The sequence below is a fragment of the Actinoplanes sp. L3-i22 genome (assembly GCF_019704555.1).
GTDB lineage: Bacteria > Actinomycetota > Actinomycetes > Mycobacteriales > Micromonosporaceae > Actinoplanes.
The window spans coordinates 5,360,766-5,376,750 of the sequence record NZ_AP024745.1 but is presented as its reverse complement, the minus strand read 5'-3'; the positions used below and the strand labels follow the sequence as shown (position 1 = coordinate 5,376,750).

Sequence of the window (15,985 nt, the reverse complement as noted above, 5' to 3'; positions counted from 1 at the left end):
TTCCGCTTCCGGTCAGCGGCGGACGGCCAGGATGAATCCGCTGCCCACCGGGAGGTCGGTGGCGACCAGCGCGTCGTGCCCGGTGAGCGTGCGCCGGATGCCGTCGACCACCGCCCGGTGCTCCGGTTCGGCGTACCGGCCCGGGTCCATGTCGTCGACGAACAGCACCCCGCCGTCGGCGAGCGCGGCAATGGTCAGGTCCAGGCCGGTCCACTTCCCGGCCGGGGCATCCGCGAAGACCAGGTCGAAGGTGCCGAGCTCCGGCAGCAGCGCCTCGGCGTCACCGACGCGGACCTCGAACCGGTCCGGCAGACCGGCCTCCCGGACCGCGGTGGCCAGGCTCTTGTCGAACTCCACCGAGACGACCTCGACATCCCGGCGATCGCCGAGGCCGTGACCGATCCACGCCAGGCCGGCGCCGGCCCCGGTGCCGAGTTCGAGAATCCGGCCGCCCGGGCGCACGGCGGCACTCAGCGTCGCCAGCAGCTGCCCGGCGAGCGGTTCGCTGGAGTAGCCGAACCCGGCGGTCTCGGCCCGGCGATAGGCGACGGCCACCGCGGCGGGCAGCAGGGAGGTGTCGGTCATGCGCGCAGCGTAGGAGGCCGGGGCCAAGGCATCCCCGCCGAATTCCACGGCCTGGGACACCCCGGCCCGCTCCCCCGACTCAGTCGGCCTGCGAGCAGATTGCGGGAGGATTCGTCCACCACGTGCCGATTCCGACGGCGAGCATGGAGTAGATCCGCCAGGCGCTCAAGGCGACCGGCTACCACATCGACCCCCGAGTTCCGGGATGGCGAGGCGAGGTCCTGCTGCCCGCCGAATCCGGGGATCTGAGAGGGCTACCTGATCGATGCGCATTGACTGGACCGCGTTGCCCGAGGCCGTCACGAAAGAGGTGGCCGACCGCGTCGGCGGACTTCGTGTCGTCCCCGCCACGACCGGTGACCACGCGGAGATAGCCGCGACCGTCACCGGGACGAGTGGCACGGTGTTCGTCAAGGCGGCCCGCAGCGACTTCGGTGTCCGGTCGCTGCGATTCGAGCGGCGGGTGAGCGAGGCCGTCAGCGGGCCGCACTCACCCGCGGTCGCCTGGCACTTCGAGGCGGCCGGCTGGCTGGCGGTGGGCTTCGAGCACTGCGCGGGCCCGCACGCCGACCTGTCCCCGGGCAGTCCCGGTCTGGAGCTCCTCGGCGGGGCACTGACGGTTCTCGGGGAGACCCCGGCACCCGATGTGCCGCTGTTCAGCCCGCAAGCGCGGCTCGGGTTCGACCATCCGGCGATGAGCGGCGACACGCTCGTGCATACCGACCTCGGCCCGGCCAACCTGATCGTGACCCGGCACGGCCTGCGCATCGTCGACTGGGCGATGGCGACCAGGGCAGCACCGTGGGTCGAGCCGGCCATGCTCACGCCGTGGCTGATCGGCGCCGGCCATACCCCCGAGCAGGCTGACCGATGGCTGGCGCGCCAACCCGCGTGGCGGTCCGCCGATCCGGTGGTCCTGGACCACTTCGCGGCGAAGAACGCGGCGAAGTGGGCGTCCAAGTCGGCCGGATCGACGGCGCCGTGGATGCGTGACCTCGCGGCCTGGACGGCTCAGTGGTCGGCGTATCGGATCAAAACCGGCCCGGGTGGCTCAGTCGGCGGCGGCGACGGGGAGGACTACGGCGGTTGCCACGTCGAGGGCGTCGCTGGTGGTCAGGTTTGAGGTGAACAGCAGGGTGCGGGCCTCGTCGGCCGAGCCGTCCACCTCGTAGAGCGTGGCGTACCGGTGCGGCGCCCCGAGCGTGACCGCGTCCGGGACCCGGTAGCGGTGGGCCGCCACGAAGCCGGGCAGCGCGAGGATTTCCGGGATGTGGGTGCCCCAGTACCACGTACGAAATTCTTCGTCTTTGCCTTCGATGGGGTTGCTGAGGGCCAGCAGCGCCTCGCGACGAGGGTCAGGCGTGGACATCGTTGACGACCTTTCCGAACGCACCGGTGTAGTTCTCGGTCGAGGACATCTCGCCGAGCATTTCGTGCAGCTTGGGGCGCCCGCCCGGGTTGAGCAGGAACTTGCGGGGCTTGCCCTGGACGTTGGCGCCGTAGTAGTGGCTGTGCTCGGCCGAGAAGATCGACTTCGGGGCCAGCGTCTCGATCATGGACATCCACGCGTCCTGGTGGTCCTGCGTGGGCTCGAAGACGTCGAAGCCGTGCTCGCGCGCGTGGATCAGCGTCGACAGGATCCAGTCGACCTGGTCCTGGGAGTAGCGCGGATAGTTGCCGCCACCGGCGCCGTGCGGGCCGCCGGGGAAGAAGAAGTTCGGCAGCCGGTGGGCGCTGAAGCCGCCGAAGTCGGCCGGGCCGTCTTCCCAGTCCTTGCTCAGATCAAGACCGGCACGTCCCTGTACGCCCATCCGGGTGAGCGCTCCGGTGCCGAAGTCGAAGCCGGTCGCGTACACGATGATGTCGTAGTCGCGGTGCGTCTCGGTGGTCTCGATGCCGGTCGCGTCGACCCGCACGATCGGGGTCTCCCGGAGCGAGATCAGCGACGCGGCCGGCTTGTTGAACGACTCGAAGTAGTTCGCCACGAACGGCGGCCGTTTGGCGCCGAACAGGTGGTCCGTGGGGATCAGCCGCTCGGCGGTCACCGGGTCCTCGACGATGCCGCGGATCTTGCCGGCCAGGAATTCGCAGAACTCCAGGTTGAGCTCGCGGTTCGTGGTCATGTCGTAGTAGTTCATGGTCAGCTTGCCGAAGCCGGGTGCCCGCCAGATCGTCTCGAAGAAGGCCTGCCGCTGCTCGGCGGTGTCGGCGGTGGAGAACTTGCCGGCCGGCGCGTGCAGGAAGCCCGACGGCGAGGTGGTCAGTGTCGTGACCACGGTGTCCCAGTTCTCGCTGAGCCATTGGTGGCGCTCGTCGGTGAGCGGGGCGTTGTTGAGCGGGGTGGTCCAGGTCGGGGTGCGCTGGTAGAGGTCGACCGACGCGACGATGTCGACGATGGCCGGGAGCAGCTGGGCGCCGCTGGGGCCGTTGCCGATGATGGCGACGCGCTTGCCGGTGAAGTCCACGGGCGTGTGCGGCCAGTCTCCGGTGTGGTACGCCAGGCCGTCGAAGTCGTCCAGGCCGTCGATCTCCGGGTAGTGCGGGACGGAGAGGCCGCCGGTGGCCGAGATGATCCAGCGGGCGCGGACGACGTCGCCCCTGGCGGTCGTCACCGTCCAGACGTTGGCCGGCTCGTCGTACTCGGCCGAGGTGACCCGCTGGCCGGTGTGGATGTGCTCGCGCAGGTCGAAGCGGTCGACGACGAAGTTGAGGTAGCTCTCGATCTCGGGCTGGGTGGCGAACTCCTCCGTCCAGCGCCACTCGTCGAACAGGTCCTTCGAGAAGATGTACGCGTAGGTGTAGCTCTCCGAGTCGAAGCGCGCCTGCGGGTACCGGTTGAAGTACCAGACCCCGCCGACGCCGTCGCCGGCTTCGAGGGTCCGCGCCGTGAATCCGGCGTCGAGCGCGCGGTAGAGCGCGTAGATGCCGACCACGCCGGCCCCGATCACCAGCACTTCCACGTCAACGTCGTTGTCGGTCCGCCCAGTCATTGGCCCACCCTCGCTCGTCCCTGGCCGCCGTCCCGGCGTCCTGCGACGAAATATAAGCCGCTGTGCTCAAAAGTTGAAGACTTCCAGTACGTTCGTAGCAAGTTTCAAGCTGATTGCGGTCGTAGGATCTGAGCACACGTGAGGAAAAGGGAGACCGATGGACGCTTCTGAGCAACTTCGATTCGACGGCCGCGTGGCCGTCGTGACCGGCGCCGGGCGCGGGCTCGGCCGGGCGCACGCCCTGCTCCTGGCCGCCCGCGGCGCGAAGGTCGTCGTCAACGACTTCGGCGGCTCGAAGGAGGGTGCGGGCAGCGACACCGGGCCGGCCAACGACGTCGTCGCGGAGATCGTCGCCGCCGGTGGGATCGCGGTCGCCGACACCAACTCGGTGGGCTCCGAGGCCGGGTGTCAGGCCCTGGTCGACGGGGCGGTACGCGAGTTCGGGCGGATCGACATCGTGGTCAACAACGCCGGGATCTCCCGGTGGGCCGGGTTCCCCGAGGCCGATGCGGAGAACCTGGAGCCGACCCTCGACGTCCACCTGCGGGGCACCTGGCACACGACACGCGCGGCCTGGCCGCACATGGTGGAGCAGGGGTACGGGCGGGTCGTCACGACCGCGTCGACCGGGATGCTCGGGCTGGCCGACAACCTGGCGTACGCGACGGCGAAGGGCGCGCTGATCGGGTTCACCCGCAGCCTCGCGTTCGGCAGCGCCGCCAAGGGGATCCTGGTCAACTGCGTCGCACCGAACTCGGTGACCCGGCCCAGCGAGTCGGCGGCCAAGCCCAACGTGGTCACGGCCAACCCGATGGACGCGGCCCGGGCGGCGGCGATGGCGACCGAGAACGTGTCACCGATGGTCGCCTACCTGGCCCACGAGTCGTGCACGGTCAACGGCGAGATCCTGGTGGCCGGCGCGCGGCGGTTCGGCCGGTGGTTCCTGGGCTTCACGCCGGGCTGGCTCGACACCGCCGACGGTGTGCCGACGCCGGAGGGGGTGGCCGCGCACTGGGACGAGATCGTCGACGAGAAGGACTACTACGTCCCGACCGGAACCATGGACTGGGGCGGCCGTTTCATGTCCCACCTCTACCCGGGCGCATAACCGGCAGTCCGGAGATGCCGGGGCCGACCGCGCCGACGGTCACCCCGGCGCCTTCGACCTCGGCGGCGGAGACCCGGGCAACCGGACTCGTGGACGCGAACGTTCCGCAGGGGTGGTGTGCGGTCGTTCAGTTCGCGCCGGGCTGGTTGATCGCGTCCATCGCGCGGTCGAGCAGCTGGCCCAGCTGCTGCTTGCCGTTGCCGGCGATCCAGGCGGCCACAGCGGCGTCCAGACAGCCCAGGGCGCCGGCGATGAGGGCCCGGGGGCGCGGATCGGTCGGGTCGTCCAGGTCCGCGCCGAGGCGCCGGGCCAGCTCGGGGGTGATCAGGGCGTGGAATTTGGCCTGCTTGTCCCGCTGGACGGTGGCCAGGGCCGGGGTCGCCACGGCGAGGGCGGCCAGGCGGAAGGCGCGCTCGCTCCGGCTCGCGTAGTACTCGACGAGCGGGCCCATCGAGTGGCGGAGCGCGGTCCACGGGGCTTCGTCGTCCGGGCGCTGGAGCAAGCCGTCCAGGATCTCGTCGACGGCGGACGAGGTCTCGCCGGCGAAGACGTCCTCTTTGGAGGGGAAGTAGCGGAAGAACGTGCTGCGCGAGATGCCGGCGGCCGAGCAGATGTCCTCGACGGTGGTCTGGTCGAAGCCGCGGTCCAGGAACAGGTCGAGGGCCATGTCCGCGATCTGCGCCCGCATGGCACGGCGGGCGAGCTCACGTGCACCGGGACGACGCTCACCCTGCATGCGGGAAACAGTACTACACGTCAGATGTGGTACTGGTCTCGCAAACGCTACTCAGTCTCACCCGTGGACGGGTTTGGTGTTCTGACCGCAACCACCCACGGACATCGCCCTGTAGGGCCTCGCGTTTTGGGCGCCCCGCGCCCTGCGAGGCCCGGAAGGGTCCCCGCGGGAGCGACGATCAGTTATTGGCCGCAGCGTCGGAAATGAAGAATTTGATCTTGATTTTGAAGCCCACCCGTCAGTACAGGAGCAGTGGGTTGATCAACACGCCGGTGGAGCGGTGGATCGCGGTCGGGGCGGCGACCAGCAGGCCGGTGGCGGTGCCGGCGGACCGGAGGGCGGCGGCGGCCGGGCCGAGCAGGCTGTTGTCGATCAGGCAGAGGCCGATGGCGAAGATCAGCGAGTGGACCTCCAGGGCGAATCGGGGGTTGCTGCGGGCGTCGTGGAAGTCCCAGAGGACGACGCCCGGATCGTGGGCGGCGATCCACTTGGCGCCGGATTCGCCGATGCCGGGGCGGGCCTGGAAGACCGCGCCCGGGGTGTAGCGGTGGCCGGCCGCTTCGAAGCGGTCGCGGCCCTGGTAGATGAGCAGGGCGTCGCCGGGTTCGAGGGGGACTGTCAGGGCGGCGTCCAGGTCGTCGGCGGTGACCGGCTGGTCGGCGGTGACCCAGTCCGTGCCGCGAGCCGCGGGGATGTCCAGCAGGACGGCGCGGGTGGCGATGCCGTGCTGGGCCCAGTTGACGATGGTGTCCTCGTCGGTCCGGGAGTTCTCGACCGGGATCGGGCCGTGCCAGGTGGCGTCGGTGCCGAGGTGGGCCAGGCCGTCCATGTGGGTGTTGTGCACGCCGTGGGCGTCGTAGGAGATGACGTCGCCGCCGTGCGCCGAGCGGCCGTAGAGACCGACCTTGACCTGCAGGTCCACCGAGCCGTGGCCGTCCGGGAGCTCGGCCTGGGCCAGCGCCTGCCACTGCCGTTTCTCCTCGGCGGCGGCCTCGGCGAGCCGGGCGAGCTGGGCGGGCCGGGTCTCCACCTCGCGTTCGAGGGAGATCGCCTTTCCGAGGCGGACCTCGGCGACGCCGCGCAGGCGGGCCGCCTCGTCGATCAGCGCGACCGAGCCGCGGCACTGCGTTCCGGCGGTGTGACGCTCGGCGTCGTGCTTCGTGGCGATCGCACGCAGCCACGGGGCGAGCGGATCCTCGGTCATCTGCTTCTCCTTAAACCGAACACCGTTACTCTACAACGAAATACGTTCGGGATTCTTCATGTGGCCCGCATTGCTGTCAACGGCCCGCGAGGCTTGACACTGCCGCAGCGTGCGGACCATCCTGAGCACGCTGCATAACAGGACAGACGTTCGCTACAGCGAAACAGCAGGCTCATGAGGAAGGGGCAGCGGATGAGCATCGCGGAGATCGACTACTTCACCGACGCCGGCGTGGCGGCGAACTCGGCTCCCTATTTCGACTACATGCTGGCCAACCACCCGGTGTGGCGCGAGTCGAAGTACGGGGTCGTCATCGTCACCGGTTACGAGGAGGCGCTGCAGGTCTACCACCAGCCCGAGGTCTACTCCTCGATCAACCGGACCGGCGGCCCGGTCCTCGACCTGCCCGTCGAGCTGGTCGGCGACGACCTGACCGAGCTGCTGGAGCGGTACCGGGAGCACTTCCCGACCAACGACCAGATCGTCACGTTCGACCCGCCGATGCACACCGACCACCGGGCGCTGCTGATGGGCCTGATCACGCCGAAGCGGCTCAAGGAGAACGAGGAGTTCCTGCGCAGCACCGCGGACCGGTTCCTGGACGAGCTGCTGCCCGCCGGCGAGGTCGAGTTCATCTGGAGGTACGCCAAGCGCTACGCGATCCTCGCGGTCGCCGACCTGCTCGGGGTGCCCGAATCCGATCACCTGATGCTGATCGATCAGCTGGCCACCGAGGCGCCGATGCTGGGCAACCTCGAGCTGAAGAAGACCGGGCACAACAGCCTGGAGCGGCTCTACGGCTACTTCGTGCGGCAGATCGAGGAGCGGCGGGCCGACCCGGCCGGCGACATCCTGACCGGCATGGCCCTGGCCACCTTCCCGGACGGCTCGCTGCCCGAGCCGATCCAGGTCGCCCGGATCGCCGCGAACCTGTTCGCGGCCGGCAACGAGACGACCGTGCAACTGCTGGGCATCTCGCTGGCGCGGATCGCCGAGGACCCCGAGCTGCAGGACCTGCTGCGCCGCGAGCCCGCGCTGGTGCCCAAGTTCATCGAGGAGGTGCTGCGCATCGAGGCGCCGATCCGCGGCTCGTTCCGGCTCACCAAGGTCGCCACCAGCATCGGCGGCCTCGACCTCGCCCCCGGGACGGTGGTGATGCTGCTGCACGGGGCCGCCGGGCGCGACGCGCGGGTCTTCGACGACCCCGGCGCGTTCGACGTCAAGCGCGCCAACGCCCGCCAGCACCTGGCCTTCGGCCGCGGCATCCACACCTGCCCGGGCGCGCCGCTGGCCCGCGCCGAGGCGGTCTTCTCGATCCAGCGGCTGCTCGCGCGCACCGAGCGGATCACCATCTCGGACCAGCACCACGGCCCGGCCGGGGAGCGCCACTGGGAGCTGATGCAGAGCTACAAGTTCCGCGGCCACACCCACCTCTACCTGGAGTTCGCCTGATGAGCGCGGACCCGGAGATCACCGTCGACCGGGATCGCTGCATGGGCTCGGGCCAGTGCACGTTCTACGCCCCGCACACGTTCGACCTCGACGACATCGACGTCGCGGTCGTCATCGACGCCCACGGCGACCCCGACGACAAGATCGACATGGCGATCAGCGTGTGCCCGACCCGATCCCTCGCCCGTGCCTCGTCCGATAAACAATTGGGGGGTACGTCGTGAGCACCACGCCCGAGGCTCCGGTCTCCACACCGATCGCCGACCTGGACGGCGACGACCCGCTCGGCACCTTCGACGTGGGCCGCCGCCTGGTCGGCACCCGCTGCGACGACTGCGGCCGGACGATGATCGGCGCCCGGGTCGTGTGCAGCACCTGCGTGAGCCGCGCCGTCTCGCGCGTCCCGCTGCCGGCCACCGGCGTCCTGTACTCCTTCACCCGGCTGCACGTGGGCGGGGACGGGGTGCGCGCGGTCGGCTACGTCGACCTCGACGACGACGTGCGCACGCTGGCCGACCTGCGCGAGGGCCCGGCCCCGCTGCGGCCGGACGCGCCCGTCGAGCTCGTCGTCGACGGCGACGACTGGTTCTTCACGCCGTCCGCCGGCGCCTGACCGAAAAGGACCCCCCATGACTGAAGACGTGTACGTCATCTCCGCCTCGATGATCCCGTTCGGCAAGTACCGCGGCTCCTCCTACGTGGGCCTGGCCGTGTCACCGCTCATCGACGCCCTGCAGCGCGCCGGGGTGCGCAAGTCCGACGTCGACGCGGTCTACGTCGGCCACTCCTACGGCGGCATGATGACCGGCCAGCGGATCACCAAGGAGATCGGGCTCGGCACGGTCCCCACCGTCAACGTGGACAACGCCTGCTCCAGCGGCGCCACCGCGGTGCACGAGGCCACGACCGCGATCGCGCAGGGCCTGATCGACGTGGCCGTGGTCATCGGCGTGGAGAAGCTCACCCAGTTCGGCGGCGGCACCCTGCCGCTCTCCCCCGAGGACCGCGAGGTCAAGCAGGGCATCGTGATGCCCGCGGTCTACGCGATGCGGGCCACCCGCTACCTGTACGAGAACGACGCCACCGTCGAGGACCTGGCGCTGGTCAGCGTGAAGGCCCGCCGGCACGGCGCGCTCAACCCGTTCGCGCAGTACCGCCAGGAGGTCACCGTCGAGCAGGTGCTCGCGGCCCGCCCGGTCGCCGACCCGCTCACCCTGCTGATGTGCTGCCCGACCGGGGACGGGGCGGCGGTCGTCGTGCTCGCCTCCGAGCGGGCCCGCAACCGGCTGGACGCCGGCCGGGCCGCCCGGGTGGCCGCGTCGGTGCTGCACTCCGGACAGGTCGAGGAGGGCTTCCGGGACATGACCAAGCCGGAGATCACCTATCAGTCGGCGCGGGACGCGTACGCCCAGGCCGGCATCGAACCGCACGATCTCGACATGATCGAGTTCCACGACGCGTTCTCGATCGCCGAGCTCGTCTACTACGAGGCGTTCGGGCTGACCGCGAAGCAGAGCGCGGCGAGCCTGCTGCGGGAGGGCCGCACCACCTTCGGCGGCGACGTCGTGGTCAACCCCAGCGGCGGGCTGCTCGCCAAGGGGCACCCGGTCGGGGCCAGCGGCGTGGCCCAGGTCGCCGAGGCGTTCTGGCAGCTCACCGGGCAGGCCGGCGCGCGGCAGGTCGACGACGCCCGCTGGGCGGCGACCCACGTCACCGGCGGCGGCACCGCCGGCCTGGACCACGGGGCGTGCACGATCCACATCTTCGAGGCGGCGTGAGCGCGCCGCCGCCGCTGGCCGGGGTCCGGGTCGTCGACCTGACCACGTTCCTGTCCGGGCCGTCGGCGACCCAGCTGCTCGGCGACCTCGGCGCGGACGTGATCAAGGTGGAGTCCCTGGACGGCGACTCCAGCCGGGCGATCGTCGGGCCGACCGTGCTCGGCGAGAGCGCGTACTTCCTGGCCAACAACCGCAACAAGCGCAGCATCGCGCTCAACCTGAAGACCCCGCGCGGGCTCGAGGTGCTCAGGCGCCTGATCGCCGGGGCCGACGTGGTCGTCGAGAACTTCCGGCCCGGCGTGACGGCCCGGCTCGGCCTGGACCCGGACGCCCTGCTCGCCGAGCACCCGAGCCTGGTGTGGGCGTCGATCAGCGGGTTCGGCCAGGAGGGCGAGCTGCGCGACCGGCCGGCCTACGACATGATCGTGCAGGCGCTCAGCGGCGTGATGAGCCTCAACGGGCACCCGGGCGCCCCGGCCGCCCGCCTCGGCATCCCGGCCGGCGACGTGGTGGCCGGCCTGTACGCGGTGATCGGCGTGCTGGCCGCCCTGCAGGCCCGCCAGCAGAGCGGCCGCGGCCGGATCATCGACGTGTCGATGCTGCGCGGGCAGCTCGCGATGCTGTCCTACCAGGCGCTCTACACCAACCTCAACGGCGTCGCGCCGGAACCGCAGGGCGCCGGCCACGACTCGATCGCCACCTACCGGTCGTTCCGCGGCGGCGACGGCCGGGAACTGGTCGTCACCGCGAACACCCCGCGGATGTGGGAGGCCCTGTGCCGGGTGCTCGGCGTCGACGAGCTGATCGCCGATCCGCGCTTCACCGACGCCGCGAGCCGGCTGCGGAACAAGCACGCGCTCTGGGCGATCCTGGAGGCGCGGTTCGCCCAGCGGCCCGCGGCCGACTGGGTGGAGGCGCTCGCGGCGGCGTCGGTGCCGGCCGCCCCGGTGAAGAACGTGCTGGAGGCCATGCAGGACGCGCGGGCGGCCGGGGACGGCAGCCTGATCGAGGTGAAGTGCGCGGCGGCCGCGTTCGAGAACGTGGCGACCCCGATCCGGTTCGTCGGCACCACGCCGGTCCAGCCGGTCTATCCGCCGGCACTCGGGGCCGACACCGCCGGAATCATGCTCGACGAACTGGGGTTCTCCGAGGCGGAGGTCGACGCGATGATCGCCGACCGGGTGGTGTTCGCCGACTCGCTCGCCGAGCAGGTCGCCTGACGGCCGGGTGGCTGCGCCCCGTTCCGGCTACGGATCGGGGCGCCCGAACCTGGCGACCAGGTCCTCCCGGAGCCGTTTCAGACATCGCTGCCGGGTCGGGCCGATGCTGCCGACGGCCATTCCGGCGCCCTGGGACAGCTGCGCGTAGTTGCCGTCCGGCAGGCCGCCCAGGAGGGTGAACAGCAGCACCTGGCAATGCCGCGGCAGCCGGCGGATCGCCTCGATCAGATCCTCGTCGGTCAGCCCGAGGCCGAGGTCGTCGAAGTCGGTGTGGTCGACAAGTGGCGCCGGCACGTCGGCGAGCAGGCCGCGGGGAAACTCGCGGCCGCTCTGCCGGATCCACTGCAGAGCCAGCCGCTGCGCGACCCGGGTCACGAATGTCGCGGCAGCCGCCTGGTCCTGAGGTGGATGCGAAAGCAGCAGCGCCCACAGCTCCTGCATCAGATCAGGAATGTCCGAACCGGGGACGCCGTGTGCCATCAGGATGGACGTCGCCAGCTCCGTGTAGTCGGCGAAGTATCTCTCGACGTCGGACCTGTCGGTCACCGCACCCTCCCGCGGCCCGGTCGCGACCTGGCGAGGCGGCCGGCCCGCCACCTAGCATGGCACGGTGGATCGGCCGGGGAAGATGCGTCGGTGGCGGAGGGTTCGCGCGGTCCTGGCTCTCACGCTGACGTTCGTCGTCGTACTCGTAGCAATTCTTTGGATCTTGCCCCTGCTCCTGACCGCGGGGCACGACGACGGCATTTCGGCGGCGGAATTACTGAAGGCCCAGAATGACGTGCGGTCCACCCTGGTCACGCTGTTGGCCGCCACCGCGGCCGCGATCGGGCTGACGTTCACCGGGCGGACCTATTTTCTCAACGCCAGCGGCCAGGTGACGGACCGTTACTCGAAGGCCGTGGGCCAGCTGGGTGAGAAGGACGTCGCGGTGCGGGTGGGTGCGGTCTATGCCCTGGAGCGCGTCGGGCGCGACTCGCCGCGCGACGCGGGCACGATCGTCGAGGTGCTGTCCACGTTCGTCCGCGCCGCCTGTCCCCTGCCGGCGGACCCGGCCGAGGTGTCCGCCCTCCGGCCTGATGTGCAGGCGGCGGTCAACGTGCTGGGCCGGGCTCCGCTGAGTCGATCGTCGGTTCCGGTCGACCTACGCGGCGCCTACCTGGACGGGGTAGATCTCACCAACGCCATGTTCGACGGAGCCCTGCTGCGCGCGGCCCATCTGACGAACGGCCGGCTGCGCGGGGTGAGCCTGCAGGGGGCGTGGCTCAGCGCGGCGCGCCTGGACGGCGCGGACCTCGAAGCGGCCGGCCTGGGGAACGCCCGGCTCCGGGAGGCGGTCCTGGACGCGGCCATCCTCAAGGGTGCGGACCTGCGGGGTGCCGATCTTGACGCGGCCTCGGTGACCGGGACGTGGCTCGCGGGGGCCAAGCTCCGGCACGGTCAGTTGACGCCCGCGCAGCTGGCCGAGGCCAACGGCACGAGAAACATCCACTGGCAGGACTGACGCTCACGCCTGCTTCACAGCAACTGCCGCAGGGCCTCGGCGATGGTGGCCCCCGACTCCCCCGCCATCAGCCGGCGGCGGGCCTGGTTGAGCGCGCGGACCCAGTTGACCGTGACCACGCCGCACGGGGCGCCTGTCGCATCCGTGTGCACGACGGCCACCTTGCCCAGGTCGTCGAGGCTGCCGATGACGACCGTGCTGCCCTCGGGGTCACGCCAGCCGACCGCGTTGACCTTCCAGTCGTACTGGTCGGACCAGACGTAGTCGGAGGACTCGTAGGGGTCCGGCGTGCCCGTCACGATCGCGGCGGCGACGTAGCGCGCCTGATCACCGGCGTTGGTCCAGTGCTCCGCCCGCACCTCGACGCCGCGACCGGAGTGCGGCCAGCGGGCGACGTCGCCGACGGCGTACACGTCGTCGGCGCCGACCGCGCGCAGGAAGCGGTCGGTCACCACGCCGTTGTCGAGCTTGAGGCCGGAGCCGGCCAGCCACTCGACGGCCGGGACCGAGCCGATCCCCACCACGGCGGTCGAGGCGGCCAGCCGCTCGCCGGTGTCCAGCGAAACCGTGAGGGCGCCGGCCTCGCCCTCGATGCCGACGACCCCGGCGCCGAAGCGGGTCCGCACCCCGTTGCGCAGGTGCAGGCCGGCCAGGCTCCCGGCGATCTCCGGCCCGACCAGCCGGGCCATCGGCTCCGGGAGCGGGTCGACGACGACCACCGGACAGCCCTGACCGGCCGCGGCGGCGGCGATCTCGGTGCCGATGAAGCCGCCGCCCACGACGACGACCGGCTCCCTCCGGGCCAGCCGGGCGGCGATCGCCCGCGCGTCGTCGAGGGTCCGCAGCTGGTAGACCCCCGACCCGGGATTCCACGGCGAGGGCCGGGCCGCGGCCCCGGTCGCGATGACCAGCACGTCGTAGGCGACCTCGGTCCCGTCGGCCAGCCGGACGAGCCTGGCCGCGGTGTCCAGGGCGACGGCGGCGACGCCCAGCCTCACCGTGACGGCGAGCTGGTCGAGCTCCGCGGCGGTGATCAGCCGGACCCCGTCGACCGCGGCCGCCGACCAGTCACTGGTGAGCAACGACTTGGAGAGCGGCGGACGGTCGTACGGAAGCTCGGCCTCCGCCCCGACGAGCGTGACCGGACCGGTGTGCCCGAGGGCGCGGAGGCCCTGCACGGCCCGCGTACCGGCCAGGGACGCGCCGACGATTACAACGTGGATCATCGAATCCGGTCCTTGTCATTGAAGAGAACGGCATACCGATACAACGCAACGAGCATTCAGTATCACCAAGCCCGTCATCGGGTGTCAACGCCGGGTGACCAGCGTGTTGCTTGACATCGCCCGATCACCGCGACATTCTGCAACGGAACAGTTGTTCTCTTGAAAGCGGCGAGAGGTGAGCCTGATGGCGGGAGCTGGACGCGTCGCGGTGGTGACGGGGGCCGCGGCCGGAATCGGCCGGGCGATCGCCGAGCGCCTCGCGAAGGACGGATTCAAGGTCGCGGCCCTCGACGTGGCCGAGCAGACCGGCGGCCGGGACATCACCGGCTACCGGGCCGACGTCAGCGACCGCGCGCAGGTCGACGCCGCCCTCGAAGCGGCCCGATCCGAGCTCGGCCCGCTGAGCGTGGTCGTCGCCAACGCGGCGGTCGCCCTGCAGCAGCCGTTCCTGGAGATGACCCTCGACCAGTGGAACAGCACGCTGGCCATCAACCTCACCGGGACGTTCAACGTGGTCCAGTCCGCGCTGCCCGACCTGGTCGCGGCCGGCTGGGGGCGGGTCGTGCTGATCTCCTCGTCCAGCGCCCAGCGCGGCGCGCCGAACATGGCGCACTACGCCGCGTCCAAGGGCGGGCAGCTGGCGCTCACCAAGGCGCTCGCGATGGAGTTCGGACGCACCGGGGTCACGGTCAACACCGTCGCCCCGTCGTCGATCGACACGCCGAGCGTGCAGAAGAAGCGCGACGCCGGGAAGATGCCGTCGGCCGAGCAGATGGCCACGTTCATCCCGGTCGGGCGCACGGGCACCGGCGAGGACATCGCCGCCGCCGTCTCCTACCTCGTCTCGGACGAGGCCTCCTACGTAACCGGCCAGACCGTCAGCGTCAATGGCGGCTCCTTTATCGGTTAACGATCCTCACGGATGAATCCGGGGGACTTTCCCTCCCGAGTCGAGGCCCGGGATTTTCAGCTCGGACCGCACCTGATCCACCGTCCCGGTAGGAGGCGATCAGTTGTCTGACGTCGTCGGCACTGACACGGTGGCGTTCAGCCGTGGCGAGGATCGTCCTCGCGGCGTTGAGGTCGCGGTCGGCGGTGTAGCCGCAGGCCGCGCACTCGAAGATGCGCACACCCAGTCCGAGGCGGTGATTGGCTCTCTCGCCGCACCCGGAGCAGGTCATCGTGGTGTAGGCGGGCGGCACCAGCACCACCTTCCGGCCCGCCCGCGTACCCATGTAGATCAGTTCCCGTTTGCAGGCGCCGATTGCCGCGTCGGCGGCTTTACCGGCCATCGTGCTCTTGGCCAGGAACTTCGGCTTGAAGTCCTCGACCGCGATCAGTGCGTGGTGGTCGGTGACGTTCTTGGCCCAGGCGCGGGCGTCGTGGGTGTTCCGCCGGGCCGCTTTCTTCGCGATCCGGGCGGCCTGCCGCCTCGCCGCCTGGTAGCCCTTCGACGCCGGCTGACCTTGGGGCCGGCGACGGCGCGCCATCCTGCGCTGGGCCTTGGCCAGTTCCGCCGCGCAGCGGCGGCGATGCCCGAGGTGCGGCAGGTCGAAGACCGGGTCGGTGGTGGTGGCGGTGGTCTTCACACCCCAATCGACACCGATGCCCGGCAGGTCAGCCTCGGGAGCGACGACTCTCTCGCGGCGGACCACAAAGGAGGCGTACCAGTGGCCGAGGCTGTCCCGGTAGACACGCACGCTGGTCGGCTCGGACGGCAGGTCGCGAGACCAGACAACCGGAACGCTGACCCTGTTCGGCAGCCGCAACCGGCCACCTTTGACGGAGAAGCTCCGGGTGGTGAACTCCAGGCTCGGCAGCGCGTCCCTCTTGCGCTTGACCTTCGGCCGACCCCGGCCCTTGACCGTGAACGAGGCGCTCAGGGCCATGCCGTAGGTCCGCAAGGTCTGCTGCTGAGCAACCGAAGAACCGGCCCGCAGCCAGGCGTTACGGGAGCGAGCCTCGGTCAGCATCTTCGACAGCTTGCCGAACGTCGGTTTGCGGCCGGTCCTCTGCTGATGGACGGCTTCGTTCCACAGCCACCGGCAGCGACCCCACTCCTCGAGCAGCGCGGCCTGCGCGATGCGGCCCGGCCGCAGGCGATAGGTGAACCGCACCGTCTCGATGGACATGCCGGACACCCTACCGAGCAACCTGAACGTACGACAACTAGTCTCATGAC

General features: G+C 70.7%; 17 protein-coding genes. 9 read left to right on the top strand and 8 right to left on the bottom strand.

All coding sequences use genetic code 11. From position 1 onward, the window contains the following. Window positions 1-12 precede the first annotated feature (12 nt). Window positions 13-585: an O-methyltransferase gene (locus tag L3i22_RS23885; RefSeq protein WP_221329174.1), complete on the bottom strand. Its 573-nt coding sequence runs from the start codon at window positions 583-585 to the stop codon at window positions 13-15. Between the two features lie 265 nt (window positions 586-850). Here L3i22_RS23885 and L3i22_RS23880 point away from each other — a divergent pair, with 265 nt between their 5' ends. Continuing rightward, on the top strand, window positions 851-1,708 hold the full coding sequence (locus L3i22_RS23880) for a phosphotransferase (RefSeq protein WP_221329173.1): 858 nt from the start codon (window positions 851-853) through the stop codon (window positions 1,706-1,708). Here L3i22_RS23880 and L3i22_RS23875 read toward each other — a convergent pair. Both L3i22_RS23875 and L3i22_RS23870 read right to left on the bottom strand, forming a co-directional pair. Next, window positions 1,637-1,954 (bottom strand): DUF4286 family protein, encoded by a 318-nt coding sequence (locus L3i22_RS23875; protein ID WP_221329172.1) that lies wholly within the window; start codon window positions 1,952-1,954, stop codon window positions 1,637-1,639. The two genes, L3i22_RS23880 and L3i22_RS23875, sit on opposite strands and share 72 nt — an antisense overlap. Continuing rightward, on the bottom strand, window positions 1,941-3,575 hold the full coding sequence (locus tag L3i22_RS23870; protein ID WP_221329171.1) for an NAD(P)/FAD-dependent oxidoreductase: 1,635 nt from the start codon (window positions 3,573-3,575) through the stop codon (window positions 1,941-1,943). Before L3i22_RS23870 ends, L3i22_RS23875 begins: the two co-directional genes overlap by 14 nt. A 157-nt stretch (window positions 3,576-3,732) precedes the next feature. Here L3i22_RS23870 and L3i22_RS23865 point away from each other — a divergent pair, with 157 nt between their 5' ends. After that, complete coding sequence (locus tag L3i22_RS23865) at window positions 3,733-4,683, top strand: SDR family NAD(P)-dependent oxidoreductase (protein ID WP_221329170.1); 951 nt, start codon at window positions 3,733-3,735, stop codon at window positions 4,681-4,683. A gap of 127 nt (window positions 4,684-4,810) precedes the next feature. Here the strand turns inward: L3i22_RS23865 and L3i22_RS23860 are convergent, their stop codons facing one another. Next, on the bottom strand, window positions 4,811-5,419 hold the full coding sequence (locus L3i22_RS23860; RefSeq protein ID WP_221329169.1) for a TetR family transcriptional regulator: 609 nt from the start codon (window positions 5,417-5,419) through the stop codon (window positions 4,811-4,813). A gap of 238 nt (window positions 5,420-5,657) precedes the next feature. Beyond that, complete coding sequence (locus L3i22_RS23855) at window positions 5,658-6,623, bottom strand: cyclase family protein (protein ID WP_221329168.1); 966 nt, start codon at window positions 6,621-6,623, stop codon at window positions 5,658-5,660. A 192-nt stretch (window positions 6,624-6,815) separates the two neighbouring features. On the opposite strand from L3i22_RS23855, the gene L3i22_RS23850 reads away from it, so the two are divergent. The 5 genes from L3i22_RS23850 to L3i22_RS23830 are packed head-to-tail and all read left to right on the top strand — an operon-like array spanning window position 6,816 to window position 11,073. After that, window positions 6,816-8,075: a cytochrome P450 gene (locus tag L3i22_RS23850; protein WP_221329167.1), complete on the top strand. Its 1,260-nt coding sequence runs from the start codon at window positions 6,816-6,818 to the stop codon at window positions 8,073-8,075. Next, window positions 8,075-8,299: a ferredoxin gene (locus L3i22_RS23845; protein ID WP_221329166.1), complete on the top strand. Its 225-nt coding sequence runs from the start codon at window positions 8,075-8,077 to the stop codon at window positions 8,297-8,299. Before L3i22_RS23850 ends, L3i22_RS23845 begins: the two co-directional genes overlap by 1 nt. After that, window positions 8,296-8,688: a Zn-ribbon domain-containing OB-fold protein gene (locus L3i22_RS23840; RefSeq protein ID WP_221329165.1), complete on the top strand. Its 393-nt coding sequence runs from the start codon at window positions 8,296-8,298 to the stop codon at window positions 8,686-8,688. The genes L3i22_RS23845 and L3i22_RS23840 overlap by 4 nt, the downstream gene beginning before the upstream one ends. A 16-nt stretch (window positions 8,689-8,704) precedes the next feature. Further along, window positions 8,705-9,853 carry a thiolase family protein gene (locus tag L3i22_RS23835; RefSeq protein WP_221329164.1) on the top strand — a complete coding sequence of 383 codons (1,149 nt, stop codon included), beginning with the start codon at window positions 8,705-8,707 and terminating at the stop codon, window positions 9,851-9,853. Beyond that, window positions 9,850-11,073: a CaiB/BaiF CoA-transferase family protein gene (locus L3i22_RS23830; RefSeq protein WP_221329163.1), complete on the top strand. Its 1,224-nt coding sequence runs from the start codon at window positions 9,850-9,852 to the stop codon at window positions 11,071-11,073. The genes L3i22_RS23835 and L3i22_RS23830 overlap by 4 nt, the downstream gene beginning before the upstream one ends. Before the next feature lie 27 nt (window positions 11,074-11,100). Here the strand turns inward: L3i22_RS23830 and L3i22_RS23825 are convergent, their stop codons facing one another. Further along, window positions 11,101-11,619: a sigma-70 family RNA polymerase sigma factor gene (locus L3i22_RS23825; protein WP_221329162.1), complete on the bottom strand. Its 519-nt coding sequence runs from the start codon at window positions 11,617-11,619 to the stop codon at window positions 11,101-11,103. A 163-nt stretch (window positions 11,620-11,782) separates the two neighbouring features. Between L3i22_RS23825 and L3i22_RS53675 the strand changes: the two genes are divergently transcribed. Continuing rightward, window positions 11,783-12,577: a pentapeptide repeat-containing protein gene (locus tag L3i22_RS53675; protein WP_255658537.1), complete on the top strand. Its 795-nt coding sequence runs from the start codon at window positions 11,783-11,785 to the stop codon at window positions 12,575-12,577. A 14-nt stretch (window positions 12,578-12,591) separates the two neighbouring features. Here the strand turns inward: L3i22_RS53675 and L3i22_RS23815 are convergent, their stop codons facing one another. Then, on the bottom strand, window positions 12,592-13,803 hold the full coding sequence (locus L3i22_RS23815) for an NAD(P)/FAD-dependent oxidoreductase (RefSeq protein ID WP_221329161.1): 1,212 nt from the start codon (window positions 13,801-13,803) through the stop codon (window positions 12,592-12,594). A gap of 184 nt (window positions 13,804-13,987) precedes the next feature. Here L3i22_RS23815 and L3i22_RS23810 point away from each other — a divergent pair, with 184 nt between their 5' ends. Then, window positions 13,988-14,713, top strand: a complete 726-nt coding sequence (locus L3i22_RS23810) for an SDR family NAD(P)-dependent oxidoreductase (protein ID WP_221329160.1) — start codon at window positions 13,988-13,990, stop codon at window positions 14,711-14,713. Here the strand turns inward: L3i22_RS23810 and L3i22_RS23805 are convergent. Beyond that, window positions 14,703-15,935, bottom strand: coding sequence for an RNA-guided endonuclease TnpB family protein (locus L3i22_RS23805; RefSeq protein ID WP_221329159.1), 1,233 nt, complete (start codon window positions 15,933-15,935; stop codon window positions 14,703-14,705). The two genes, L3i22_RS23810 and L3i22_RS23805, sit on opposite strands and share 11 nt — an antisense overlap. Between the last annotated feature and the right edge of the window lie 50 nt (window positions 15,936-15,985).